The organism is Curtobacterium sp. MCPF17_001 (genome assembly GCF_003234615.1).
In the GTDB taxonomy this organism is placed as follows: Bacteria; Actinomycetota; Actinomycetes; order Actinomycetales; family Microbacteriaceae; genus Curtobacterium.
Window position 1 is genome coordinate 1 of sequence record NZ_QKSL01000016.1, and the last position, 25,829, is coordinate 25,829.

Genomic DNA, 25,829 nt, shown 5'->3' on the forward strand with positions numbered 1-25,829 from the left:
GGCGCTGCAGACCAAGCTCAAGGACCGGACCCAGCAGAGCGTCGCTGCGGCGCGGGCGGGCGGGCGCATTTCGTGCTCAGCGACAGTCCTCGTGGCGGCGCACGCGAGTCCTGTCGCTGAGCGCGAACCGCCAGGGGCACCGCGGTGCCGGCGCCGGCGCCGACCTCGGCTGACACGTCGTCGTGGCGTCCGTCCCTAGGGTGGGAGGATGCCGACGTTGAACCGCATGCCCGTCCTGCTCGCCATCGGCTCCATCGCCATCCCCGTCGCCGAGGCCTTGGTCGCCCTGCCGTCGGCCCTGCTCCAGCGGATCGAGGCATCGCCGATCGACCCGGACCTGGCGGACACGGCTGCGTTCTCGGAGGCCTACGGCTTCCCGGTGTCCGGCGGCGCGAACTGCATCGTCGTCGCGGGGAAGCGCGGCGACACCGTCACCTACGCGGCCTGTGTGGTGCTGGCCTCGACCAAGCTCGACGTGAACCGGACCGTGAAGGGCCTGCTCGGGGCACGGAAGGTGAGCTTCGCGCCGATGGACGACGCCGTCGAGCGCACTCGGATGGAGTACGGCGGCATCACCCCGATCGGTCTGCCGGCCGACTGGGCCGTGTACGTCGACTCCCGGGTGCTCGAGGCTCCCGAGGTCGTCATCGGTGCCGGCGTCCGTGGGGCGAAGCTGTTCCTGCCGGGGGCCGTGCTCGGCGAACTGCCCCGTGTCGAGGTCGTCGAGGGGCTGGCGGTCGACCCCGCTGATGCGGGCGCTGCCGATTCGGCAGAGGTCGATTCCTCGTCGGAGGCCGACCAGCCCGCTTGACCGAGCGGACTCAGTCCTGCGGCACGACCAGGCAGAACGGGTGCCCGGCCGGATCGAGGTAGACCCGGAAGGTGTCGGTGCCCTGCCCGGTCGTCGTCGCACCGATCGCGACGACCGCCTGCTCACCGGCGTCGAGGTCGTCGACCTTCACGTCGAGGTGGATCTGCTGCGGGACATCCTGTCCGGGCCACTCCGGTGCCCGGTAGTCGTCGACCCGCTGGCAGGCGAGCAGCGGTCGGTGTCCGGCGAAGGGCAGGACCACCTCGGCCCAGTCCTCGTCGAAGGCGACGATCTCCCCGCCGAGGAGTTCGGCGTAGAAGCGAGCGAGGGCGCGGGTGTCCGGGCAGTCCAGGACGACGACGTCGAGTGTGCCGATCATGGCGGTCACCGTAGTCCTGGTCGGCTCGGCCGTCCCGCGGCTCAGCGCGAGGCTGCCGTCAGCGCCTTCGTGATCCGCTGCAGCGACACGGTCTCCGCTGTACCCAGTTCCTGCGCGAAGAGGCTGAGGCGGAACTCCTCCAGCATCCAGCGTGCGTGCACGAGCTCCGGGTGCGAGCCGACCGCCGGCGGGAACGTCCCACCGGCCTCGACGTAGCGGTCGGTCGCACCGGTGACCTCGCGCATCCAGCTCGCATCGCGACCCGGGTTCTGGAGCAGCTTCGTGACGCGGGCGTCGATGCCCTGCAGGTACACCCGGATGCGTCGGAGGCGGTCGAGCCCGGCCACCGAGACGAACCCGGGGAACACCAGCCGTTCCATCTGCTGCCGCATGTCCGACAGCGCCGGCAGCAGCGCCATGTTCGTCGCCTGCTTCATCGCACGCTCGGCGTTCCGCTGGGCGGTGAGGACGGCGGCCACCTCGGACACGGCGGTGAACATCGTGTCGACGACCGTCGCCGAGACGGTGTCGCGCACCTGGTCGAACGCGGCCCGGGTGAAGACCAGCCCGTCGGGGTGGGTCCGGCGGATCCCGGCATCGACCACGGCGGCCAGGACGTCGTCGAAGAGGGCGTTGGTCGACGGGTAGGGGCTCGCGGCGAGCGCGAGCTTCTCCTGCGCGGTGAGGTGCTGCTGGATGTACGACACGGGGGACGGAACGGCGAGCATCACGAGGCGGCGTACCCCCGCGGGCATCTGCACGGTCCGGTCACCTGGCGTCGCGAGGAGCTGGACGCCGACGGTCGCCTTCGGGCCGGAGCCCTCCTCGACCAGGGCCGGGTAGGCGCGGATGACGCCGCCGGCCTGCTTCGTGTCGAGGACCTCGGGCAGGTCCTGGTCGGGCCAGGTGGTCAGGCCGGACCGTTCGATGCGGCGGCCCGAGCCGGCGTCGGCGACGCGGGACGAACCTCCGGAGCGTTGTGTCGCCGCAGCGACGCTCTGCTGGGTCCGGTCCTTGAGCTTGGTCTGCAGCGCCGAGAGGTCCTTGCCGGCCTCGACCCGGCGGCCGCGCTCGTCGACGACCGCGTAGGTCGGCAGCAGGTGCGACGGCACCCGCGACATGTCGAAGTCGGACTCCGACACCGGCACGTGCACCAGGCGCTGGATCGTCTTGGCGAGTGTGGCGCGGAAGCTCTCGGTCGGGGTCGTCGGAGCGTCGTCGGGGAGTTCGGCGACGATCTTCTCGGCCCAGTCGGCGGCCGGGACGACGTTCTTGCGGATCTGCTTCGGCAGCGCCTTGATGAGCGCGGTGACGAGTTCCTTCCGGAGCCCGCGGACCTGCCAGTCGAAGCCCTCTTCCCGCATGCGCGGCAGGACGGCGAGCGGCACCTGGACGCTGACCCCGTCGTCCTCGGCACCGGGTTCGAAGCGGTAGCGGACGGCGAGGCGCTGGTCGCCGCTCCGCCACTGGGTCGGGTACTCGGCGTCGTCCTCCGCGGCGGATGCGGCGGACTCGTCGAGCAGGTCCTCGCGGCGCATCGTGAGCAGGTCCGGCTGGTCGCGGCGCGTCCGGCGCCACCACCCCTCGAAGTCGCGCGTCGTCGCGATCTCGGCGGGGATGCGGGCCTCGTAGAACTCGACGACCGTCTCGTCGTCGAGCAGGATGTCGCGGCGCCGGGTGCGCTCCTCGAGCTGTTCGAGTTCCCGGCGGAGCTTCCGGTTCGCCCGGTCGAACGCCTGCTGCGACTCCCACTCGCCCTCGACCAGGGCATGCCGGATGAAGAGCTCCCGCGAGTGCACGGGGTCGATCCGGTTGTACTGCACCCGTCGACGCTGCACGATCGGCACGCCGAACAGCGTCACCCGCTCGTAGGCGACGACCGAGCCCTGCTTCTTCTCCCAGTGCGGTTCGCCGTAGGTGCGCTTGAGCAGGTCGCCGGCCAGCGGCTCCACCCACGCGGTGTCGATGCGGCCGACCGTCCGGGCGAACAACCGACTCGTCTCGACGAGTTCGGCGGCCATCACCGCGTCCGGCTGCTTCTTCGCGAGCACACTGCCCGGGAACACCACGAACCGGGTGTTCCGCGAGCCGAGGTAGTCCCGCTTCTCGCGGTCGCGGAGACCGATCTGGCTGAGGAGGCCGGCGAGGAGCGCCCGGTGCACCGAGTCCGGGTCGTCCTTGCGTTCCTTGCCGACGTGGATGCCGACCTGTTTGGCTGCTCGGGAGAGCTGGCGGTACAGGTCCTGCCACTCGCGGATGCGCAGGTGGTTGAGGAATTCGGCCTTGCACATCCGGCGGAACGCGCTGGAGGACAGCTCCTCCTGCTTGTCCTCCAGGTAGTTCCAGAGGCCGAGCAGGGTGAGGAAGTCGCTCGTGGGGTCGGCGAAGCGCGCGTGCTGCTGGTCGGCCTGCGCCCGCTTCTCGAGCGGACGCTCGCGCGGGTCCTGGATGCTCAGCGCCGAGACGATCGCGATGACCTCACGGCCCACGCCCTGGCGGCTCGCCTCGAGCACCATCCGACCCAGGCGGGGGTCGATCGGCAGCCGCGTCAGCTGCTTGCCCGTCTTCGTGATGGCGCCGGCCGTGTCGACGGCTCGGAGTTCGCGCAGCAGGTCGAGGCCGTCCTTCACGCCGCGGGAATCCGGCGGCTGCAGGAACGGGAACGACTCGATGTCGCCGAACCCGAGCGAGATCATCTGCAGGATGACGGCGGCCAGGTTCGTCCGGAGGATCTCCGGGTCGGTGTACTCGGGACGGCGGTCGAAGTCGTCCTCGGAGTAGAGGCGGATCGCGATGCCCGCACTCGTCCGACCGGCACGGCCGGAACGCTGGTTCGCGGACGCCTGCGAGATCGCCTCGATCGGCAGCCGCTGCACCTTGGCCCGCGGCGAGTACCGGGAGATGCGGGCGGTGCCGGTGTCCACGACGTACTTGATGCCGGGGACGGTCAGCGAGGTCTCGGCCACGTTGGTCGCGAGCACGACACGTCGTCGGAGGCCCGGGGTGTTCGATCGCTGGAACACCCGGTGCTGGTCCGCGGCGGACAGCCGACCGTACAGCGGCAGGACCTCGGTCCCCGGGTAGTGCTTGCCCTCGATGGCGTCCTGTGCGTCGCGGATCTCGTTCTCGCCGGACAGGAACACCAGGACGTCACCCGGGTCCTCCCGCGCCAGTTCGTCGAGCGCGTCGGTGATGCCCTGCAGGTAGTCGCGGTCGTCGGTGCTGCTCCGGTCGGCACCGGTGCGCTCACCACCCGCGCGGTCGCCCCCGTCGCGCTTCCGGGTGGCAGGTCGGGTGCCGGCGGGACGTTCGTCGAAGTCGTCGTCGTCCTCGTCGCCCGCGGCGTCCTCGTCAGCGACGAGCGGGCGGTAGCGGACCTCCACCGGGTAGGTCCGGCCGGAGACCTCGACGATCGGGGCGCCCCCGAAGTGGTCCGAGAACGACTGCGGATCGATCGTCGCGCTCGTGATGATGAGCTTCAGGTCCGGGCGACGGGTGAGGAGCCGCTTCAGGTAGCCCAGCAGGAAGTCGATCGTGAGGGACCGCTCGTGCGCCTCGTCGATGATGATTGTGTCGTACCGCTTGAGGTCCCGGTCGAAGTGGATCTCGTTCAGCAGGATGCCGTCCGTCATCAGCTTGATCCGGGTGGCCGCGCTGACCTTGTCGGTGAAGCGCACCTGGTACCCGACCAGGTCGCCGAGCTCACTGCCGAGTTCCTCGGACACCCGCTCCGCGATCGTGCGCGCAGCGATGCGTCGGGGCTGCGTGTGGCCGATGCTCTCGCGACCGAGCTCCAGGCAGATCTTCGGCAGCTGCGTCGTCTTGCCGGACCCGGTGGCACCCGCCACGATCACGACCTGGTTGTCGCGGATCGCAGCAGCGATGTCGTCCCGCCGCTGCGAGACGGGCAGCTCGGGCGGGTACGTGATGACGGGGGGATTCGACATGAGCATTCCAGGATACCGTCCGGGCGTGCGGCAGTCAGCCGAGCTGGGCGGCGAGCTCGCCAGCGGTCCGTGCCGGCAACGCGCAGACCCGGTCGTGGCAGACGTACGTCACGCCGTCCAGCGTGTCCCGGCCCTCGAACAGTGAGAAGCCGGCGGCCGCCCACTCCGCCGCCTGCGTCCGGGTGAGCACGGCGACGATCGTCCCCGGACGTCGTGCGGCCCGGACTGCGGCCAGCATGCCGACCGCCTCGGCACCCGATCGGTCGTCAGCGACGAGCACGACCTCTCGTGAGGGCCGCTGGAGCGCGAGCGCGAGCCCGAGGGCATCCGCGTGCCCGAGTGGTCGGTCCACTCCGGTCCGGGCGCGCTCGGCGATGAGGCGTTCGGCCGCCGAGTGCCGGCCGTCGTCACCGGTGAGGGCAGCGAGGAGCGCGGCAGCCCCGGCCATCGCCACCGTTCCGGATCGGAGTGCGGTCTGCGGCTGCTCACCGGTCGCGGTCCCGGCGGCGGCGAGGACCGGATCGACTTCGAGCGCACCCGACAGTCCGTCGTCCACGAGCGTTCGCCCGATCACGGCGTACCCGAGCTCGCCGGTCGCGAGGGCGAGCTCGAGCAACCCCTCCGCGAACAGACCGAGGTCCTCGATCGTCGGCGCCGCGGTCGACCCACCGCGCGGGGTGCTCGAGCGCACCCTGACGTGTCCGTCCCGCAGGTGTGCGGCGATGACGGCGTCCGCCGCGCTGCGCGCGAGGTCGATCATCTCGTCGTCCCCGGCGCGACTGCCCGCGATGACCAGCCCGCGGATCGCCAGGCCGTTCCACCCGGTCAGGACCTGGTCGTCGAGCGGCGGTGCCGCGAGCCGGCCGCGCTCTTCGAGCGGTACGCGGTACCACTCGCCTTCCACACGCCGGCCGTCGATGGTCGACTCGCTGTCCTGCGCCGCGACGAAGGCACCGTCCGCCCGCCGGAGGGTGTCGCGGAGGAAGTCCGCGATGCCGCGGGCTCGCCCGGGTTCGGCCACCGCGAGCAGGCCCGCATTGTCGTAGAGCATCCGCTCGTAGTGGGGGACGGACCAGTCGCGCTGGGTCGCGTACCGGAACACACCACCGTCGACGTCGGTCAGTTCGGACCCGGCGATGGCGTCGAGCGCACGGGTGAGCAGCGCGCCGGCTGCGCCGTCGCCGTCCGCGGCCGCGTCGCCGAGGAACTCCAACAGCGGGGCGTTCGGGAACTTCGGCGCACCACCGAATCCTCCGTACGTCGTGTCTTCCGCGCGCTCCAGGTCCTGCACGACGCCGCGGATCGCGTCGACAGACGGGAGGCCCGCACCACCCCCGTCGGGCTGGCTCGCGCGTGCCGCGGCCGCGTCCGTCTCGGCACCCTGCCGGATCGCCCCCGCGACCGCCGCCGCGTTCGCATCGACCTCGTGCCGACGGTCCCGCCACGCATCGAGCACCGCGGCCGTGACCTGTCGGAAGGACGGGTGCTGCCCGACCGGCTGCGGCGGGTAGTAGGTGCCCGCGTAGAAGACCTGCGCGTCAGGCGTCATGAACACCGTCAACGGCCATCCGAGGTTCTCGGTGAAGGCGCTCGCCGCGGCCATCGCGCTCGAGTCGACGTCCGGGCGCTCTTCGCGGTCGACCTTCACGGCGACGAAGTCCTGCCGGAGCATCGCGCCGATCTCCGGGTCGGAGAAGCTCTCACGCGCCATCACGTGGCACCAGTGGCACGTGGCGTACCCGATCGACACGAGGACGGGCACGTCACGCTCCCGTGCCTCGGTGAAGGCGTCGGCGCCCCACTCGCGCCAGTCCACCGGGTTGTCGGCGTGCTGGCGGAGGTAGGGGCTGACGGCGGTCCCGAGCCGGTTGTCGTTCATGCACCCAGCGTGCCCCGCGCGCCCTGTGTGGGCGGGCCTCCAGTCCGATCTGTGGACGAGTTGCCGCTGTCCACAGTCCGGCGGGGTCAGCCCGACCGACCAGTCAGCCCAGCCCGAGCGACAGCAGCACCAGCGCCGCGTCCTCCGGCCCGTAGTCGAACATCCGGTCCCAGAACGGATCGGCCGCCCACGGCACGTCCCCGTCGACCGGCGTGCGGTGCGCCGTCTCGACCAACCAGTCGACCTCCGGCACGACCGCCTCCGCGAACCGCGGCGGGACCCACCCGAGCGAGCGCGCAGCGGTGGTGTCGAGCACGGACGGCGACGGCACCGACCAGGGCGTGAGTCCGACGAACGCGGGGGCGTCCTCGCCGAGCAGGACCTCGTCGAACGTCTGGCCGAGGTGCCCCGCGACGGTCCGGACGATCTCCAGCGCCGTCGGCGCCGTCTCGTCCGCGACGTTGAGGATGCGGCGGTCGGGTGCGTCGGCGACGATCCGGACCAGGGACGCGATGCCCGACGCCGCCGTGGTGTGGTCGACGCCGCGGCCCTCGTCGGCGAGCAGGACGCGCTCGCGGCCGTCGAGCACCCGGCGTACGACGAACCACTCGCGGGGTCGGCCGATGCCGACGCCGTACACCTTCGAGGGGCGCAGGACGGTGACGGGCGCCCCGTGGTCGAGCAGGACCTGTTCGGCGGCGACCTTCGCGGCACCGTAGCCGTCGCGACTCGTCGGGTCCGCGTCAGCGGGGGTGACCGTCGGCTGCAGCTCGGTGACGGCGCCGCCGAACACCGGCTTGTCGAGCGAGTTCGCGTGGCGACCCTGCTCGTCGGCGTAGACCGCCTTCGAGGACACGAAGACGGTCGACCCGACGTCGTCGAGGAAGGGGGCGAGCTGCAGGGCGTCGTCGCGGGTCGCACCGACGGTGTCGACGAGCAGGTCCGCGCCGGGGCGCAGCAGCTCGCGCAGGAACGTCGTGTCTCGACGGTCTCCCGGTCGGCCGACCGCGCCGCGGGCGAGGAGTCCATCGGCGACCGGGCCTCCGGAGCGCGAGACGACCTCGACCTCCCAGTCGTCGCCGCCCCGGCCGGACACGTCGAGGAGTTCGCGGACGACCTGGGATCCGATGCCGCCGGTCCCACCGAGGACGACCGCGCGTCTGCTGCTCATGCGGGCAACGCTAGCCCGCTGCGGGCGACGGGCAGCGCCACCCGGTCAGGAGGCGATCGGTTCCCGCCACCACTCGGCGAGGGACCCGTCGTACACGCGGACCTTCTGGTGGCCGAGCACGGTCAAGGCCAGCGCGTCGACGCACGAGGCGCTCCCGACTCCGCAGTAGGTCACGACCTCGTCCGCGGAGAGCACCGGAGCGAGGGCACGCTCGAGGTCCGGCTGGCGGAGCAGGGCGTTCGACCGGTCGAGCAACTCACGGACGCCGATGGTGGTGCTCCCGGGGACGATCGGTGGGTGGTCGTCGCCGAGGGCCGCCGGGTCGGCAGCCATGACGAGCGCCGCCGGCTCGGAACCGTCGACCGCACGGAGGACCCGTGCCCGGTCGGCCCAGAGCGGACGTTCCTCACCCGCGACGAACGCGTCGCCGTCGCGGGACGGCTCCGGTGCGCGGGACAGGGCCCCGACACGGACCGGCCGTCCTTCGTCGCGCCACTTCGGGAAGCCGCCGTCGAGCACGGCGACGGCGTCGAAGCCGAAGGACCGGAAGATCCACCACAGACGGGCGCTCCACTCGCCGATGCCGTCGTCGTAGACCACCACGGTGGAGGCGCGGCTCACGCCCAGCGCACGGGCCGCGGACTCGAAGCGGTCGACCCCGGGCCGGGTGAAGGGCAGGTCCGTCCCGGACGCCGAGAACTCGTCGATGAGGTCGGCGTAGACGGCACCCGGGACGTGTCCGCGACGCTCGTGGGCGTCCCGCGCCGAGTGCCACGACGTGCCGAAGCCGATGCCGTCCGTGTGCACCGAGGCGTCGAGGACGAGGAGGTCGTCCGCGCCGAGGTGGTCGGCGAGCCACTGCGTGGACACGAGTGGCGAGGTCAGGACGGGGGCCATGTGGCACACCGTAATCGACGCCTCTGGCTCACGACAGAGGGTGAGCAACAGTCCGACACAGGCCGTGGAACGATCGGTCGGAGCACAGCGTGATGTGGCTTGCAACAGCCGGACGCCGGACGCCACCGCAGTGACCTGCGGTGGCGTCCGGCGTGGTCGTGCTGGTCAGTGCGCGGCGGTCGGGACGCTGCCCGTCACGCCGGACCCGGCACGGGCGAGACGATCGAGACGGACGGACTGCCGGTTGATGAGCAGGCCGCTCGCGATCGCCACGATCAACAGGACCCCGGCCGAGATCGCGAACGCAGCGTGGTAGCCGTCGAGCGTGGCCTGCGCCTGCTGGAGCTTCGTCGGCGCGGCGGACAGACCGGAGAGGCTGTTCTCGACGACGTTCGCGAAGATCGTCGACAGCAGCGCGGTGCCGATCGAGCCACCGATCTGCTGCATCGTGTTCACCGTTGCCGATGCCACACCGGCGTCCGAACGGGCGACCCCGGTCGTCGCGGTGTTCATCGCGGACGAGAAGATCGTGCCCATGCCGAGACCGATCACGATGAGCGCCGGCAGGACGGTGCCCGCGTAGGAGCTGTCGAGGTCGGTGCGCAGGAGGAGCAGGAGCCCGGTGGCGGCGACGAGGGCTCCGGCGAAGATCAGGACCTTCGGGCCGACGCGGGGCAGCAGGCGTCCGCCGATCTGTGTGGCGGACAGCATGATCGACAGCGGCATCGGCAGGAACGCCAGGCCGGTCTGCAGCGCCGAGAAGCCGAGGGTCTGCTCGAGGTAGTAGGTCAGGAACAGGAAGATGCCGAACATGCCGATCGCGACCAGGCCGATGGCGACGAACGAACCACCGCGGTCACGGTCGAGGATGACGCGCAAGGGGAGCAGCGGGTGCGCGACGCGGGTCTCGATCACCACGAAGGCCGCGATCAGCAGCACACCGCCGGCGAGCATGCCGATCGTGAGCGGGGCGTCCCAACCGTTGGTCTCGGCGTTCGAGAAGCCGTAGACCACACCGACCAGGCCGGCGGTGATCGTGATGACCCCGGCGATGTCGATGCGCGGACGCTCGACCTTCGGCGGCTTCGCCATGAAGACGATCGCGCCGATGACGCCGAGGATCGCGAACACGACGTTCACGTAGAGGCACCAGCGCCACGAGGCGTACTCGGTGAGCACGCCGCCGAGCAGCAGGCCGATCGCGGCACCGGAGCCGGCGATGGAGCCGAAGATGCCGAACGCACGACCGCGCTCCTTGGGGTCACGGAAGGTCGTGGTGAGCATGCCCAGGGCGGACGGGGCGAGCAGCGCGCCGAAGACGCCCTGCAGGGCGCGGGCGGCGACGAGGAGCCCGAACGAGTCGGCGAGGCCGCCGAGCACCGACGCGACGGCGAAGCCGACCAGGCCGATGATGAAGGTGTTCTTGCGGCCGAAGAGGTCACCGAGACGACCGCCCAGGAGCAGGAGCGAGCCGAAGGCCAGCGAGTACGCCGTGACGATCCACTGACGCTGGTCGGTGGCGAACCCGAGGTCTTGCTGCGCCGAGGGCAGCGCGATGTTCACGATGGTGGCGTCCAGGACGACCATGAGCTGGGCGAGGGCGATGACCGCGAGTGCGATCCATCGGTGGTCGGTCCGGGCCGGGGTGGGGCCCGCGGTCGTCGGCGTCGCTCCTGTGGGAGCGGGCGCGGTCTGTTCTGCCGTCACGACAGCCTCCTTCTCGAAGGATGGAAGAGGAGGGGCGCGCGCCGTCGGGCGTCCCGGAGAAGAGTGAAGCGGATGCGCTGCATCCGCTTGCGGTAACTGTAGCCCAAAACGGAGTCACCGCATCCGCTTGTTCCCAGAAAGTCCGATTATGTTCGTTCTGTGAGCACCACCGGACCCGCCGCCGATCTCGATCGCCCCCTGCGCGCCGACGCGGCGCGGAACCGCGAACTGATCCTGCAGACGGCGCGGAAGTGCTTCGCGGAACGCGGCATCTCGGTCACGCTCAACGACATCGCGCACGAGGCCGGAGTGGGCGTTGGCACCGTCTACCGGCGCTTCGCGGACAAGGACTCGCTGATCGAGGCCCTCCTCGCGACGAAGTTCGAGGCGATGAACGCCGCCGCCGCCCGCGCTGCCGATGAGATCGACCCGCGCGAGTCCCTCCGTCTCTACCTGATGGGCGTGTTCGCCTTCCGAGCGCGGGACCGCGCCCTGGCCGACGCCATCGTCCGCGCCGGCAAGGCCCGCCCGTCGATCGTGCAGGAGCGCGACCGCCTGGAGCAGCAGGTGTCCCGGATCATCGGCCGTGCGAAGGACGCCGGCGTGGTCCGTCCCGGCTTCGACTACCGCGACCTGCCGATGCTCACGACGATGATCGGTGCCGTGGCCGACGCGACCCGCGACTACGATCCCGACGCCTGGAAGCGCTACGCGCAGGTGCTGGTCGACGGCGTGCTCCCGCAGGCCCAGCCGGACCAGCTGACCGGAGAGCCGCTGGACCGCGACGCCCTCGAGCGCGCGATGCAGACGCAGAGCTGACCGGAGCCGCCGCTACAGCCAGCTGGGCAGCCAGTAGTGGGACCGGATGAAGTCCCACGGCGCCTGCATCGCTGACCACAGCGGGTACCAGTACGCCGACGCGAGCACCACGACGACCAGGTACACGCCGAGCCAGACCAGCGCCCGGGTCCGCCGTGGCCGCGGGTCGTCCCGCGAGCCGATCAGGTGCCCGATCACGGCCGCCAGCGCCATCACGAGGAAGGGCTCGAAGGCGATCGTGTAGAACTGGAAGACCGTCCGGTCCAGGTACATCAGCCACGGCAGGTAGCCCGCGGCGATGCCCATCAGGACGATGCCGTACTCCCACCGCCGCCGTGTGATGAGCAGCACGAGCAGCACCACGGCCGCGATGACCGAGGCGTACCAGATGAACGGGTTCGCGATCCCGGTGATCGCCGCCCCACAGCGGTCGGCCGCGCAGCCGTCCTGGCCCACGTTCGTGCCGACGTAGTACATCGACGTCGGCCGTTGCATGAGGAGCCAGAGCAGCGGGTTCGCCTGGTACGAGTGCGGCGTGTGCAGGCCGATGTTGAAGGCGTAGATCTCGCTCTGGTAGTGCCACCAGTTCTGCAGGCTGTCGGGCACCCAGGCGAGCAGGCCGGTCCAGCGCTGACCGCCCGTCCCGATCCAGTCGCGGTCCCAGCCGCCCCGGGTCAGGAACCAGCCTGCCCACGACGCCAGGTAGGTCGCGGCGGCGATCGGCACGGTCAGCAAGAAGGTCACCGGTGCCTGCTGCAGCGCGGCGCTCGAGGACCAGAAGGCCACCCCGGCGCGACGCCGCAGCAGCATGTCGCTGACCACGGAGTACACGGCGAAGAACGCCAGGAAGTACAGTCCGGTCCACTTCGTCGCGGTGGCGAGCCCGAGCGCGAGGCCCATCGCGACGAGCCAGGGGCGCCACCAGAGGACCGGACCCCAGAGCGTCGGTCGGCCGGCGGCGGCACGACGGTCGACCCACCGGTCGAGTTGCCGGGCGGACCACCGTCGGTCGAGCAGCAGTGCGCCGAAGCCGAGCACGACGAAGAACGTGACGATGCCGTCGAGCAGCGACACCCGTGACATCACGATCGCCTGTCCGTCCACCGCCAGGAACCCGCCCGCGAGCGTGCCGATGAACGTGGACCGGAACAGGGAACGAGCGATCACCGCGGTGAGGAACACGGTGGCGATGCCGAGGACCGCGACGGTGAATCGCCAGCCGAAGGCGTTGTCCGGCCCGAACAACAGCATGCCGAGACCGATCAGGTACTTCCCGAGCGGCGGGTGCGCGATGAACTCCGCGGCTCGGGAGTAAAGGTCGGTCTGCCCGTCGGCGAACCGGGCGTCGGTCGTCGGTGCACCGTCACCCGTCGGGTTCGCCGGCCACGTGCCCTCGTACCCGAGGTGGACGAGGGACCAGCTGTCCTTGACGTAGTAGGTCTCGTCGAACACGAGCGAGTGCGGCCGGCCGAGGTCGACCAGCCGGAGCAGGGCAGCGAGCACGGTGACCGCGATCGGGCCACCCCATCGCCAGGCGGCGACCCGCCACCCGGCGGAGAGCACGCGGCCCCACCAGTCGTCGAGCCGCGAGCCACGCGGGACGTCCGGCACGGTCTTCTGCAGGTCGGCCAGGTCCGTGGTCACCCGCAGCATCCTACGGACGCGGCGCAGGTGTCGGCTGCGTCGTCCACAGGTCGCGGGTCCTGCGACGACAATGGGGTCGTGATCGTCCTCGCAGCAACCCCCATCGGCAACCTCGGTGATGCCTCCCGTCGACTCGTGGAGACGCTGTCGAACGCCTCCGTGGTGGCCGCCGAGGACACCAGGACCGCGATCCACCTGATGCGCGCACTGGGCATCGAGAACCGTCCGCGGCTCATCGCGCTGCACGAGCACAACGAGCGGGAGCGCGCGGCCGAGGTCGTCGAACTCGCCCGGGAGGACGACGTCGTCGTGCTCACCGACGCCGGCATGCCCGCCATCAGCGACCCCGGGTTCCCGCTCGTCGAGGCCGCCGCCGCCGCGGGCGTCACCGTGACCGCGGTCCCCGGCCCGAGCGCCGTCCTCACCGCGCTCGCGCTCTCCGGGCTGCCGACGGACCGCTTCACGTTCGAGGGCTTCCCGACCCGCAAGGCGGGGGAACGGCGACGGGTGTTCGCCGCACTGGCGGGGGAGCAGCGGACCATGGTCTTCTTCGAGTCGCCGCACCGGATCGCCGACACGCTCGGCGACATGGCCGCCGGGTTCGGCAGCGACCGGCGTGCCGCGGTCTGCCGCGAGCTCACCAAGATGCACGAGGAGATCCGTCGGGGCAGCCTCGCGGAGCTGACCGAGTGGGCGGCTGACGGCGTCCGCGGCGAGATCTGCGTCGTCGTCGCGGGGTCCACCGGATCGGGTGACGACGCCATGATCGAGGACGGCGTCCGCCTGGTCCTCGAACGCGTGGCCGCCGGCGCACGCATGAAGGAGGCCGCCGCAGCGGTCGCCGACGCGACCGGACTCTCCAAGCGCGACCTCTACGAGGGTGCGCTCGCCGCACGCTGACCGGACGCGACACCTGTCGGACGGGAGGCACGTGGGGACGCCGCCACGGGCCTCCCGTCCGGTTCTCCACAGGCCGCCCGGCAGCGCGTCACGGTGCTCGGGCGCGCCTCTAGGATGGTCCGCATGGCCGACGGCAGCTCGTTCTCGATCACCACGCCGATCTTCTACGTCAACGACGTGCCCCACATCGGGCACGCGTACACGGAGGTCGCCGCGGACGTCCTCGCGCGCTGGCACCGCCAGCGTGGGGACGACACCTGGCTGCTCACGGGCACCGACGAGCACGGGCAGAAGATCCTCCGCACCGCCTCGGCGAACGACGTCACGCCGAAGGAGTGGGCCGACCGCCTGGTCACCGACGCCTGGAAGCCGCTGCTCGACACGGTGGACGTGGCCAACGACGACTTCATCCGGACCACCGACGAGCGGCACGAGCGTGGCGTCACGGCGTTCCTGCAGAAGCTGTACGACGACGGCTTCATCTACGCCGGCGAGTTCGAGGGCTTCTACTGCGTCGGCTGCGAGGAGTACAAGCAGCCGAGCGACCTGGTCCCCGGCACCGGCCCGTACGAGGGTCAGCAGGTCTGCGCGATCCACTCCATCCCGGTGGAGGTCCTGGCCGAGCGCAACTACTTCTTCCGCATGTCCGACTTCGAGCAGCGTCTGCTCGACCTCTACGAGTCGAACCCGCAGTTCATCCAGCCGGAGAGCGTCCGCAACGAGATCGTCTCCTTCGTCAAGCAGGGGTTGCGCGACCTGTCGATCTCGCGGTCGAGCTTCGACTGGGGCATCCAGATCCCGTGGGACTCCGACCACGTCCTGTACGTCTGGTTCGACGCGCTGCTGAACTACATCACCGCACTGGGGTACGGCACCGAGGACGACGAAGCCTTCCAGCGCCTCTGGCCGAGCGTGCACATCGTCGGCAAGGACATCGCCCGCTTCCACGCCGTCATCTGGCCGGCGATGCTGATGGCGGCCGGGCTCCCGGTCCCCGAGCGTGTCTTCGGCCACGGCTGGCTGCTCGTCGGCGGCGAGAAGATGTCGAAGTCGAAGCTGACGGGCATCGCCCCGAGCGAGATCACCGACACGTTCGGCTCCGACGCCTTCCGGTACTACTTCCTCCGGGCGATCACCTTCGGGCAGGACGGTAACTTCAGCTGGGAGGACATCTCGGCGCGGTACCAGGCGGAGCTCGCCAACGGGTTCGGGAACCTGGCCTCCCGCATCGTCGCGATGCTCAACCGCTACTTCGACGGCGCCGTCCCCGAGCGGGGCGAGCTGACCGGGTCCGACGCAGCGATCGACGCCCTCGCGCAGGAGGTCACCGAACGGGCCGACGCCGCGATCGCCGCGTTCGCACCGCACGACGCGATCAGCACCGTCTGGGAGCTCGTGGACGCCCTGAACGGCTACATCACCGAGCAGGAGCCCTGGGCCCTCGCGAAGGACGACGCGCAGCGTGAGCGCCTCGCGACCGTGCTCGTCACCGCACTGCGGGGACTCGGGACCGTGGCCGTGCTCGTGTCCCCGGTGATGCCGAAGGCGACCGAGAAGCTCTGGGCCTCGATCGGCGCCGGTGGCTCGATCGCTGAGCAGCGCATCGACCGCGCCTGGGAGTGGCAGGGGTCCGAGACGGTGACGCCGCTCGCCGCCGGGCTCTTCCCGCGCATCGAGCAGCCGGAGCAGGGCGCCGCGTGACCGACGCGCACGTCCGTGCCCGCGGCGGCGACGGCGGCGGGCAGAAGCGGGACCTGACGTACCCGCCGCTGCCGCAGGCCCTCACCGTCCCGGTGTACGACAACCACACCCACATGGAGATCGCCGACGGTGTCGGGGACGGCGGCGACGGTCCGCTCGACTACCGGGAGCACCTCGACCGCGCGTCGAGCGTCGGTGTCCGCGGTGTCGTGCAGGTCGGCACGGACCTGGCCACCTCACGGTGGTCGGCATCGATCGCAGCACGGGAGCCCCGGGTCCTCGCCGCGGTGGCCCTGCACCCGAACGAAGCCCCGGTCCTCGACGAGCAGGGGCTGCTCGACGAGCACCTCGCCGGTATCGCCGAGCTCGCGGCCCTGCCCCGGGTGCGGGCGATCGGGGAGACCGGGCTCGACTTCTTCCGCACCGGTGACGACGGCCGGGCGGCACAGATCCGCTCCTTCGAAGAGCACATCCGCATCGCGAAGGACCACGACCTCGCGCTGACCATCCACGACCGTGACGCCCACGACGCCGTGGTCGAGGTCCTCGAGCGCGTCGGCGCACCCGAGCGCACCGTCTTCCACTGCTTCTCGGGCGGCCCGGAGCTCGCGCGCCTGTGCGCCGAGCGCGGCTGGTACATGTCGTTCGCCGGCACCGTGACGTTCAAGAACGCGCAGAACCTGCGGGACGCACTGCACGTCGCCCCGCGCCACCTGATCATGATCGAGACGGACGCGCCGTTCCTCACCCCGACGCCGTTCCGCGGCCGGCCGAACGCGCCGTACCTGATCCCGCACACGCTCCGGTCGATGGCCGAGACGCTGGGGACCGACGCCTCGATGCTCGCGGCGCAGATCACCTCGAACACGGAACTCGTCTACGGCGCGTGGGACGCCGAACCCGTCACGGTGGTGCAGTAGCCGTGGGCGCGCTCCTCGGCCCGGCGGAGATCCGGGAACTCGCGGCGACGCTCGACGTCACCCCCACCAAGAAGCTCGGCCAGAACTTCGTGCACGACGCCAACACCGTCCGGCGCATCGTGTCGATCGCCGGTGTCACGCCGCAGTCGAAGGTGCTCGAGGTCGGACCGGGGCTCGGGTCGTTGACGCTCGGCCTCACCGAGACCGGTGCTCCGGTCACCGCCGTCGAGATCGACGCCCGGCTCGCAGCGCACCTGCCGACGACCGTCTCCGCGATGCAGCCCGACGCCCGCCTGACGGTGGTCCACCAGGACGCCATGCAGGTCTCCGCCGAGGACCTGCCCGTCCTGCCGACGCACCTCGTCGCGAACCTGCCGTACAACGTGTCCGTACCGGTGCTGCTGCACCTGCTCGCGACCTTCCCGTCCCTCGTCCGCTCGCTGGTGATGGTGCAGGCCGAGGTCGGCTACCGCCTGGCCGCCGACCCGGGCAGCAAGGTCTACGGATCCCCGAGCGTCAAGGCCGCCTGGTACGGGTCGTGGCGCATCGCCGGGCAGGTCAGTCGGCAGGTCTTCTGGCCGGTGCCGAACGTCGACAGCGTCCTGGTCGGGTTCGACCGACACGAGCCGCCGGGCGACGAACAGCTCCGTTCTCGGGTGTTCACCCTGGTCGACGCGGCGTTCCAGCAGCGCCGGAAGATGCTCCGCCAGGCACTCTCCGGTGTCCTGGGGGGCAGTGCGCATGCGTCCGAGGTCCTCGAAGCCGCGGGCATCGCGCCGACGGCGCGTGGCGAAGAGCTCGGGGTCGACGACTTCGTGCGCCTCGGCCGGACCGTCCTCGCTGCAGCGGGGGGCGCCGCGGCCGACACGACCGCCTGACAGCCGGTCAGCGGACGGACGCGCCCCGAGCCTCCAGGGCGGCAACGACCGTGTCCGGATCGCTGCAGCGGAACCGGAGCGCGCGCTTGCCGGGAGCAGGCTGTCAGTGATCGCGTCCAGCCATCATCTCGAGGATCTGCTGGTGGTTCCCGTTGCGCTCCGCCCATCGCAGCGGCTGGACGTTCTGCACGAGGATCTCGGGAGCGGCACCGGACTCGATGAGACCCGCCACCTCGTCGATGAACGCGTCGAGCGGCATCCCGCCGAAGTCCTGGCCGCCCATCAGGTCGGTCGCGACCGCGGGCGGCGCGAGCTCGAGCACCTGGACCGACGAACCGACGAGCTGCTGTCGGAGTGCCTGCGTGTACGAGTGCACGCCGGCCTTCGTGGCGTTGTAGGTCGGCGTCGCGGTGAGCGGGACGAACGCCAGGCCGGACGACACGGTCATGACCGTGGCGCTGGGACGGCCGAGCAGGTGCGGCAGGAAGGCGTCGATCAGCCGGATCGTGCCGACCAGGTTGGTCTCGATGGTCTCGACGGCGTCGGAGATGTGTCCCGGGTCACGGAGGTCCTCGTTCCGCATGATCCCCGACATCGTCACGAGGGTGTCGAGTGCGGGGTAGGTCCCGAGGACGGTCTCGGCGGCCTGCCGGATCGACTCCGCGTCGGCGACGTCGATGTGCACGGTGCCCAAGCCGTGTTCGGTGGCGATGGAGTCGAGGAGGGCCTGCCGACGGCCGCCGATGACGACGGTGCTACCGGCCTGCTGCAGGCGGAGCGCGAGTGCCAGGCCGATGCCCGAGGTCGCGCCGGGGATGAAGACGGTGCTGTTCGTGATGTCCATGACCACCACGATGCGCCGTCCCGGCCGAGGCAACCAGAGCGTGGTCATCGGGGGACCGGCGATCCCTGGCTCCGAGCGCGCCGACGCAGCAGACTGGGCGCATGGACCGTGCTGCCCTCGCCGACTTCCTCCGCCGCCGTCGGGAGATGCTCCGACCGGAGGACGTCGGGATCGGGGCCGGCGCTCGACGGCGGACCCCGGGCCTCCGTCGTGAGGAGGTCGCGGCCCAGGCCGGCATGTCGGTCGACTACTACACGCGGCTCGAGCAGCAGCGTGGCCCGCAGCCGTCCGAGCAGATGGTCGCGGCGATCGCCCGTGCCCTCCGTTGCTCGCTCGACGAACGGGACCACCTGTTCCACCTGGCAGGGCAGAACGCACCGGTCCGGATGCACCGCGCCGACCACGTCGACCCCGCGATCCTCCGCGTGCTCGACCGGTTGGCGGACACCCCCGCGATCGTCGTCAACCACCTGGGCGAGACGCTCGTCGAGAACCCGTTGGCGGCGGCGCTCCTCGGCACTTCCGTCGGGCTGGCCGGCAACGAGCGCTACCAGGCCTGGCGGTGGTTCGTCACCGGCACCGAGCGGGCGAAGTACGCGCCGGAGCAGCACGAACGTCTGGGGCGGGTCGTCGTGGCCTCGCTCCGTGCGGCCATCGGCCTCGCCGGACCAGGTGACCGTCGCGCGACCGAGCTCATCGCGGAGCTCGAACGGCGGAGCCCCGAGTTCGCCGCGCTGTGGGCACTGCACGAGGTGGCGACCCGCTGGTCGGACAACAAGACGATCGTGCAGCCCGAGCTCGGGCGGATCACCGTCGACTGCCAGGTGCTGCACACGGACGACCAGGCGCAGGCGCTGCTGCTCTTCACGGCTCCTGCAGGCAGCGAGGACGCGCAGAAGCTCGAGCTCCTCGGGGTCGTCGGCCAGCAGACCTTCGACGCCTCACCAGCGCCGCGATGAACTGATATGCTGGCGATGCAGGATGCCTCCGGGCCTCCCGCGCCCAGCCAACGCCCCGCCCAGTGCGGGGCGTTGCGTCGTGCGGCAGCAGTGTGGTGCGCATGCAACACCGCGTCACACGCCTGGCAGATGCGGGGACACCGTGCCTAGGGTGGAGCGGTGAGCACTCCGCGCGTGTACGTCATCCACGAGAACCCCGAGTGGTTCCCGCCGCTCGCCGCCGCCTTCGAGGCCGAGGGCGTCCCGGTGCAGGAGGTCCTCCTGACCGAGGGGCAGATCGACCTCGGGGCCGAACCGGAGCCGGGCGTCTACTGGAGTCGCATGTCGGCGAGCAGCCACACCCGTGGGCACGAGCACAGCAAGGAGTACACCCGGGCGCTGCTCGGATGGCTCGAGCGTGCCGGACGCCAGGTGGTCGGCGGCAGCCACGTCCTCGAGCTCGAGGTGTCGAAGGTCTCGCAGCACGGGTTGCTCCGCGCCGCGGGCTTCGACGTGCCCCGCACGACGGCGGTCTTCGGCACGACGACGCTCAAGCAGTCCGCGGCGACCTTCACGGGCGGCCAGGACGTCCCGTTCATCACGAAGCACAACCAGGGCGGCAAGGGCCTCGGCGTTCGCCGCTTCGACTCCCTCGCCGAGTTCGACGCCTACGTCGACAGCCCCGAGTTCGAGGCGCCGGTCGACGGCATCACGCTGCTGCAGGAGTACCTGACCGCGCGTGAGCCGTTCATCACGCGCGCCGAGTTCGTCGGCGGCGAGTTCGTCTACGCGGTCCGCGTCGACACGAGCGCCGGCAGCTTCGAGCTCTGCCCCGCGGACGCGTGCGCTGTGCCGTCCGGAGAGAACGGGCCGCAGGTCATCGCCGGCGCGGTGTGCGAGGTCCCCGGCACCGACGGCGCCACCGTGACGGCGGACACGTTCTCCGTCCGCTCCGAGGTGACCGCCGAGCACCCGCTCGTCCAGCAGCTGCGGGGCTTCCTCGCGGACCAGCGGATCCAGATCGCGGGGGTCGAGTTCATGGAGACCACCGACGGGCGCACCGTCGTGTACGACATCAACACGAACACGAACTACAACCCCGCCGTCGAGGCGGTCGCGCCGGCCTCCGGCCCGCGCTCCATCGCCCGGTTCCTCGGCGGCCTGTTGGACGCGGAGTACGCGGCGACAGCCGCACCGACGCACGCCTGACCACGCGGCCCGCACCGTCCCGACCACCCACCGGACGGGAGGCGCGCCCCACCACCCGGGGCGAGCCTCCCGTCCGTCCCTCCTCACCACCCAAGGAACCCACCCCGTGCGATTCGGATACTGGACCCCGCTCTTCGGCGGCTGGCTGCGCAACGTCGACGACGAGCAGATGCCGGTCACGTTCGACTACGTGAAGCTCCTGGCGCAGCGCGCCGAGCGGATCGGGTTCGACCTGACCCTCGTGCCGGAGCTGAACCTCAACGACATCAAGGGCGTCGCGGCGCCGAGCCTCGAGGCGTGGGCACTGGCGGCGGCGATCGCGGCAACCACCGAACGCCTGGAGATCATGGCGGCGATGCGTCCCGGGTACCACCTGCCCGCGGTGACGGCGAAGCAGGCGGCCACGATCGACGACATCTCCGGCGGCCGCTTCACCTTCAACGTGGTGAGCGCCTGGTGGGCGGAAGAGGCCCGTCAGTACGGCGGCATCTTCTCCGAGCACGACGACCGGTACAAGCGCACCGCGGAGTTCGTCGAGGTCATGAAGGGGATGTGGCGGGAGACGCCGTACTCCTTCCACGGCGAGTACTACGACGTCGAGAACGCGCACCTGGAGCCGAAACCGCGCGTCACCCCGCGCATCTACGCCGGCGGCGAGAGTGAGGCCGGCAAGGCGAGCATCACGCACTACGCGGACGCCTACGTGACCCACGGCGGCACCGTCGAGGAGCTCCGGAACAAGATCGCCGAGATGCGTCGTCGCCGCGAGGACGCCGGCCTGCCGCCGTTCGAGGCGTTCGGGATGGCCGCGTACGCGATCGTGCGGGAGACCGAGGAAGAGGCCCAGGCCGAGCTCGCGCGCATCACCGATGTCCAGCACGGCAAGGCGTACGAGTCGTACCAGGACTTCATCTCGAAGTCGCAACTCGAGCACGTCCCCTCGCTCGAGGACTACTCGGTGTCGAACCGGGGGCTCCGGCCGCAGTTCGTCGGCACGCCGGAGCAGGTCGCCGCGCGGATCCGCGAGTACGAGGACGCGGGCGTCGACACGCTGCTGCTGCAGTTCTCGCCGCAGCTCGAGGAGATGGAGCGCTTCGGCGAGCAGGTCATCCCGCTCGTCCGCGCCGCGGTGCCTGCCGAGACCGTGTCCTGATGGCCGTCGAGGACGACTGGGCGTTCGAGACCCGGCAGATCCGGGCGGGCTTCAAGTCCGATCCCGGTTTCGGCGGGAACGTGCCGCCGATCGCGCAGACCGCGGCCTTCGTGTACCCGTCCGGCGAGGACGCGGCCGACCGGTTCCTGCTGAACGCGCCCGGGCACACGTACTCCCGGGTGAACAACCCGTCGGCTGCGGCGCTGGAGCGTCGGATCGCCGACCTCGAGGGCGGTGTCGCCGCCCTGGCGCTCGCGTCCGGGCAGGCGGCCACGTCGTTGGCGGTGCTCGGCCTCGCGCGGGCCGGGGACCACATCGTCTCGAGCGCGTCGCTGTACGGCGCGACCTACACGCTCTTCGCGTCCACGCTCAAGGACCTGGGCATCGCGTTCACCTTCGTGCAGGACCCCACGGACCTGGACGAGTGGGCCGCCGCCGTCCGCCCCGAGACGCGGGCCTTCTTCGGCGAGTCGATCCCGAACCCGCGCGGCGACGTCCTGGATTTCGCCGGGGTGGCCGGGGTCGCCCACGACGCCGGGGTCCCGCTCATCGTCGACAACACGATCGCGACCCCGTACCTCGTCCGGCCGATCGAGCACGGCGCGGACATCGTGGTGCACTCCGCGACGAAGTACCTCGCCGGGCACGGCAGTGCGATCGCAGGACTCATCGTCGACGCCGGCTCGTTCGACTGGGCGGCACACCCGAAGAAGTACCCGCAGCTGGCGACGACCGAGCACTCCGGGTTCGCGGGCACGAACTTCGCCGAGAAGTTCGGGCGGCGCGCGTTCATCCAGCGCACCCGGTCGAAGCTGTCGGCGGACCTCGGCCCGGCGATCGCCCCGTTCAACGCGTTCCTGGTGCTGCAGGGCATCCAGACCCTTTCGCTCCGGATGGACCGACACGTCTCGAACGCGGCCACGGTGGCGTCCTGGCTCGACACGCACGAGCAGGTCGAGCACGTGCACTACGCCGGACTGCCGAGCTCCCCGTGGCACCACCTGCAGCAGCGGTACGTGCCGAAGGGGCCGTCGAGCGTCCTGGCGTTCGACCTGGCCGGCGGTGTGGAGGCCGGGCGGCGCTTCGTCTCGGCGCTGGAGCTCTTCGACCACGTCTCGAACATCGGCGACGTCCGTTCCCTGGTCGTGCACCCGGCGTCGACCACCCACGTGCAGATGACCCCGTCGGAGCGTGCCGCAGCGGGCGTCGGCGAGGGGCTCATCCGTCTGTCGATCGGCCTGGAACACGTCGACGACGTCATCGCGGACCTGCGACGTGGGTTCGCCGCGGCGGGCGACGCGACGGGAGCCCGACCCGGACGGGGATAGGTTGGTCGCATGACGTCGACGCCCGCTCCGGATCGGGTGCGGACGCGCGCACCGGGCAAGATCAACGTCCACCTGTCCGTCGGCGCGCTGCAGGACGACGGGTACCACGACATCGCCACCGCGTACCAGGCGGTGTCCCTGTACGAGGACGTCACGGCCGAGCGCGCCGACGACTTCTCGGTCCGGTTCACCGGTCCGATCGACACGTCGTCGGTGCCGACGGACGACACGAACCTGGCGATCCGCGCCGCCCGTCTGGTCGCCCGCACGGCGGGCCACCGCGGCGGCGTGCACCTGACCATCGACAAGCAGGTCCCGGTCGCCGGCGGCATGGGCGGTGGCTCGGCGGACGCCGCCGCGACCCTCCTGGCCGTCGACACCCTGTGGGGAACCGGCCTCGGGCGGGACGAACTGCTGCGTCTGGCGGCCGAGCTCGGTGCCGACGTGCCGTTCGCCTTCGCCGGCGGCACCGCCGTCGGGACCGGTCGTGGCGACGAGCTCAGCCCGGCACTGGCGAAGGGCGAGTTCCACTGGGTCCTGGCGCTCAGCGAGACCGGCCTGTCGACCCCGTCCGTGTACCGCGCGCTCGACGAGCACCGGGAGCGCTACCGCGCCGACATCTCGCCGGCGCCCCGCACCCCCGTCGTCGAGGCGCAGGTCCTGCAGGCGCTCCGTGCCGGCGACGCCGAACTGCTCGCCGAGAACCTGCACAACGACCTGCAGGCCCCCGCGATGCGCCTGCAGCCGGCCCTGGCGGAGACGCTGGAGTTGGGGGAGCGCTCCGGTGCCCTCGCCGGCCTGGTGTCGGGCAGCGGGCCGACGGTGGCGTTCCTCGTGCCGGACCGCGACGCGGCGCTCGAGGTACAGGTGGCGCTGAGCGCGTCCGGGTTCGTGGCACTGCGGGCGAACGGCCCGGTGCACGGCGCCCGCGTCCTGCACTGACGGCGGCCGGCACGCGTCAGGAGCGGACGAACTCCGTCATGATGACCTTGCCCGTCTGCCAGTTGTGCGCGGGACGGAACCCACGCTCCGCGAGCACGGCCTTCAGTTCGGGCCGGATCGTGCGTGAGGTGCCGCCGACGTACCAGACGGTGTCGATGTCACCGAGGCGCGCGGGGACGGTCGAGGCGAGGCCGGCGTTCCGGTTCCAGAGCACGCCCTGGTCGGCCCCCTTCGTGCCGACGGCCAGGTCGGTGAGGCCGGCGAACGCCTCCGGGTACGAGACCTTGATGATCTCCGCCGTCGCGGTCGGGTGCCGGTAGACGCTGCCGAAGACGACGCCCTCGTTGGCGCTCGGACGCGCCGCCCGCTCAGCGCTGATGATCGAGGCCGCCTGCGCCCAGGTCGATTCCGCCTTGGCCTCTGGCCCTTTCACGGTCACGGCGGTGGGGACCGACAGGACGACGAGCGCCGCGACGGCCACTGAGAGCAGCGCCTTCGGTCGGATCATCGTCAACGCGAGCGCGATGAGCACCGCCACGAACGGCAGGCTCAGGGAGGCGTACTTGGGCGAGTAGAGCCGCTCACCCAGCGCGGTCGCGAGGAGGAGGACCGTGGTCGGGACGACGACCAGGGGGAGTGCCACGCGGACGGCCTGGGCCCGGACGACGGCCCGTGCCGATGGCACCCGCTGGCGCACCTGCACCAGGGCGGTGACGACGCCGACGACCATGAGCGTCCACGCCATCGCTGCGTACGGGTCGGAGGCACCGAACCAGGCCGTCGAGAAGACCTGCCCGAACGTGCTGGCGCTGATGCCCTTGATCCACCCGACCTGCTTCGCCTGTGACGACACCACGACGACGAACGGCGCGACGACCACGGCTGCCAGGCCCGCGGCGGCGGCCCACCGGACGAGCACGCCACGGGAGACGAGCGGGGGACCCGGCGTCCGACCGGTCCGCGAGACGGTGGCCCGTCGGAGGTCGTGCCGTTCGGCGAGCAGGGTCCAGGCGAGTGCCACGGCATGGGCGACGACCGCGAGCGAGAGGTACACGTTGAACGCGACGGCGACGACGGCGAGCACGCCGTAGGCGACCCACCACCCGGTCGCGCGTCCGTGGCGGCTGCGGCCGAGCGCGGTCAGGCCGACCAGTGTCAGGCAGACCGAGAGGGTCGTGATCGTGGCGTAGGGCCGACCCTCGGTGCCGGCCCACTGCACGCGGGGCAGCAGCAGGAACACGATGCCGGCCGTGATGCCGAGCCGCTTGCCACCGATCCGGCGGCCGAGGGCGACCACGAGGGCGGCGGCGACGCCGATCGCGAGCGCGCTCGGCAGACGCAGCGTGAAGGGGGTGTAGCCGACCAGCCAGAACCAGGCGTGGACGACCGCGTAGTACAGACCGTGCACGGCGTCGACCGTGTGCAGCTCGGCCCACAGCTGCGGCCAGGAACGCTGCGCGCTGGTGACGGTCGCGGCTTCGTCGTACCAGAGCGACGGCACCCACGAGAAGGCCGCGGCGACGACGACGCCGAGGGCCCCGACGGTGAGTTCCGGGGTGCGGACCGCGGCGGTCTTGGCGGCCGAGACGGCACCGCGGAGCCCGGCACGGACCGGCACGTGGCGGACCGCGTGCGGGACGCCGATGCTGCCGGTACGGGGGGAACTCACGCCGGAGACGGTACCGAGCGCCGCTGGACGGGAACCCGACATCGACCCCTCCGAGGCGGTGAGTGTCCACAAGCCGAGGGTCGGCGATCCACA

Annotated in this window: 20 protein-coding genes; 11 read left to right on the top strand and 9 right to left on the bottom strand. The window is 71.3% G+C overall.

What is annotated here, in order from left to right; genetic code table 11:
* Nucleotides 1-208 precede the first annotated feature (208 nt).
* Nucleotides 209-811, top strand: a complete 603-nt coding sequence (locus tag DEJ24_RS13765) for a YbaK/EbsC family protein (RefSeq protein ID WP_111079120.1) — start codon at nt 209-211, stop codon at nt 809-811.
* A gap of 10 nt (nt 812-821) precedes the next feature.
* Here DEJ24_RS13765 and DEJ24_RS13770 read toward each other — a convergent pair whose 3' ends face one another.
* From DEJ24_RS13770 to DEJ24_RS13795, 6 genes are all read right to left on the bottom strand, one after another.
* Entirely contained in the window at nt 822-1,190 is a 369-nt protein-coding gene (locus tag DEJ24_RS13770) for a VOC family protein (protein WP_111079166.1), read from the bottom strand.
* 41 nt (nt 1,191-1,231) lie between these two features.
* Nucleotides 1,232-5,137, bottom strand: coding sequence for an ATP-dependent RNA helicase HrpA (gene hrpA / locus DEJ24_RS13775; RefSeq protein ID WP_111079167.1), 3,906 nt, complete (start codon nt 5,135-5,137; stop codon nt 1,232-1,234).
* Between the two features lie 34 nt (nt 5,138-5,171).
* Nucleotides 5,172-7,016 (bottom strand): thioredoxin domain-containing protein, encoded by a 1,845-nt coding sequence (locus tag DEJ24_RS13780; protein WP_111079121.1) that lies wholly within the window; start codon nt 7,014-7,016, stop codon nt 5,172-5,174.
* A 103-nt stretch (nt 7,017-7,119) separates the two neighbouring features.
* Complete coding sequence (locus DEJ24_RS13785; RefSeq protein ID WP_111079122.1) at nt 7,120-8,187, bottom strand: NAD(P)-dependent oxidoreductase; 1,068 nt, start codon at nt 8,185-8,187, stop codon at nt 7,120-7,122.
* Nucleotides 8,188-8,232: 45 nt separating this feature from the next.
* Nucleotides 8,233-9,084, bottom strand: coding sequence for a sulfurtransferase (locus DEJ24_RS13790; RefSeq protein ID WP_111079123.1), 852 nt, complete (start codon nt 9,082-9,084; stop codon nt 8,233-8,235).
* A 165-nt stretch (nt 9,085-9,249) separates the two neighbouring features.
* Entirely contained in the window at nt 9,250-10,791 is a 1,542-nt protein-coding gene (locus DEJ24_RS13795; RefSeq protein ID WP_111079124.1) for an MFS transporter, read from the bottom strand.
* A 159-nt stretch (nt 10,792-10,950) separates the two neighbouring features.
* Here DEJ24_RS13795 and DEJ24_RS13800 point away from each other — a divergent pair, with 159 nt between their 5' ends.
* On the top strand, nt 10,951-11,610 hold the full coding sequence (locus tag DEJ24_RS13800) for a TetR/AcrR family transcriptional regulator (RefSeq protein WP_111079125.1): 660 nt from the start codon (nt 10,951-10,953) through the stop codon (nt 11,608-11,610).
* Between the two features lie 12 nt (nt 11,611-11,622).
* Here DEJ24_RS13800 and DEJ24_RS13805 read toward each other — a convergent pair whose 3' ends face one another.
* The gene (locus DEJ24_RS13805) at nt 11,623-13,254 is read right to left on the bottom strand and encodes a dolichyl-phosphate-mannose--protein mannosyltransferase (protein WP_181436619.1); all 1,632 of its coding nucleotides are present in this window, start codon (nt 13,252-13,254) and stop codon (nt 11,623-11,625) included.
* A gap of 78 nt (nt 13,255-13,332) precedes the next feature.
* On the opposite strand from DEJ24_RS13805, the gene rsmI reads away from it, so the two are divergent.
* The 4 genes from rsmI to rsmA all read left to right on the top strand — a co-directional run bounded on the left by rsmI (nt 13,333) and on the right by rsmA (nt 17,653).
* Entirely contained in the window at nt 13,333-14,154 is an 822-nt protein-coding gene (gene rsmI, locus DEJ24_RS13810; RefSeq protein WP_111079127.1) for a 16S rRNA (cytidine(1402)-2'-O)-methyltransferase, read from the top strand.
* Nucleotides 14,155-14,277: 123 nt separating this feature from the next.
* A complete protein-coding gene (gene metG / locus DEJ24_RS13815) occupies nt 14,278-15,855 on the top strand; it encodes a methionine--tRNA ligase (RefSeq protein WP_111079128.1) in 1,578 nt (525 codons plus the stop codon).
* Nucleotides 15,852-16,775 (top strand): TatD family hydrolase, encoded by a 924-nt coding sequence (locus tag DEJ24_RS13820; protein WP_110904663.1) that lies wholly within the window; start codon nt 15,852-15,854, stop codon nt 16,773-16,775. Before metG ends, DEJ24_RS13820 begins: the two co-directional genes overlap by 4 nt.
* Nucleotides 16,776-16,777: 2 nt before the next feature.
* Nucleotides 16,778-17,653, top strand: coding sequence for a 16S rRNA (adenine(1518)-N(6)/adenine(1519)-N(6))-dimethyltransferase RsmA (rsmA, locus tag DEJ24_RS13825; RefSeq protein WP_110904662.1), 876 nt, complete (start codon nt 16,778-16,780; stop codon nt 17,651-17,653).
* A gap of 103 nt (nt 17,654-17,756) precedes the next feature.
* On the opposite strand, the gene DEJ24_RS13830 is transcribed toward rsmA, so the two are convergent.
* The gene (locus tag DEJ24_RS13830) at nt 17,757-18,497 is read right to left on the bottom strand and encodes an SDR family oxidoreductase (RefSeq protein ID WP_111079129.1); all 741 of its coding nucleotides are present in this window, start codon (nt 18,495-18,497) and stop codon (nt 17,757-17,759) included.
* 101 nt (nt 18,498-18,598) lie between these two features.
* Between DEJ24_RS13830 and DEJ24_RS13835 the strand changes: the two genes are divergently transcribed.
* From DEJ24_RS13835 to DEJ24_RS13855, 5 genes are all read left to right on the top strand, one after another.
* The gene (locus DEJ24_RS13835; RefSeq protein ID WP_111079130.1) at nt 18,599-19,456 is read left to right on the top strand and encodes a helix-turn-helix transcriptional regulator; all 858 of its coding nucleotides are present in this window, start codon (nt 18,599-18,601) and stop codon (nt 19,454-19,456) included.
* 159 nt (nt 19,457-19,615) lie between these two features.
* The gene (locus tag DEJ24_RS13840) at nt 19,616-20,644 is read left to right on the top strand and encodes a RimK family alpha-L-glutamate ligase (protein WP_111079131.1); all 1,029 of its coding nucleotides are present in this window, start codon (nt 19,616-19,618) and stop codon (nt 20,642-20,644) included.
* A 106-nt stretch (nt 20,645-20,750) separates the two neighbouring features.
* Nucleotides 20,751-21,797 carry an LLM class flavin-dependent oxidoreductase gene (locus DEJ24_RS13845; RefSeq protein WP_111043999.1) on the top strand — a complete coding sequence of 349 codons (1,047 nt, stop codon included), beginning with the start codon at nt 20,751-20,753 and terminating at the stop codon, nt 21,795-21,797.
* Nucleotides 21,797-23,125, top strand: a complete 1,329-nt coding sequence (locus DEJ24_RS13850; RefSeq protein WP_111079132.1) for an O-acetylhomoserine aminocarboxypropyltransferase/cysteine synthase family protein — start codon at nt 21,797-21,799, stop codon at nt 23,123-23,125. The genes DEJ24_RS13845 and DEJ24_RS13850 overlap by 1 nt, the downstream gene beginning before the upstream one ends.
* A 9-nt stretch (nt 23,126-23,134) precedes the next feature.
* Nucleotides 23,135-24,067: a 4-(cytidine 5'-diphospho)-2-C-methyl-D-erythritol kinase gene (locus tag DEJ24_RS13855; protein ID WP_111079133.1), complete on the top strand. Its 933-nt coding sequence runs from the start codon at nt 23,135-23,137 to the stop codon at nt 24,065-24,067.
* 16 nt (nt 24,068-24,083) lie between these two features.
* On the opposite strand, the gene DEJ24_RS13860 is transcribed toward DEJ24_RS13855, so the two are convergent.
* A complete protein-coding gene (locus DEJ24_RS13860; protein ID WP_181436620.1) occupies nt 24,084-25,736 on the bottom strand; it encodes a glycosyltransferase family 39 protein in 1,653 nt (550 codons plus the stop codon).
* Nucleotides 25,737-25,829: the final 93 nt, after the last annotated feature.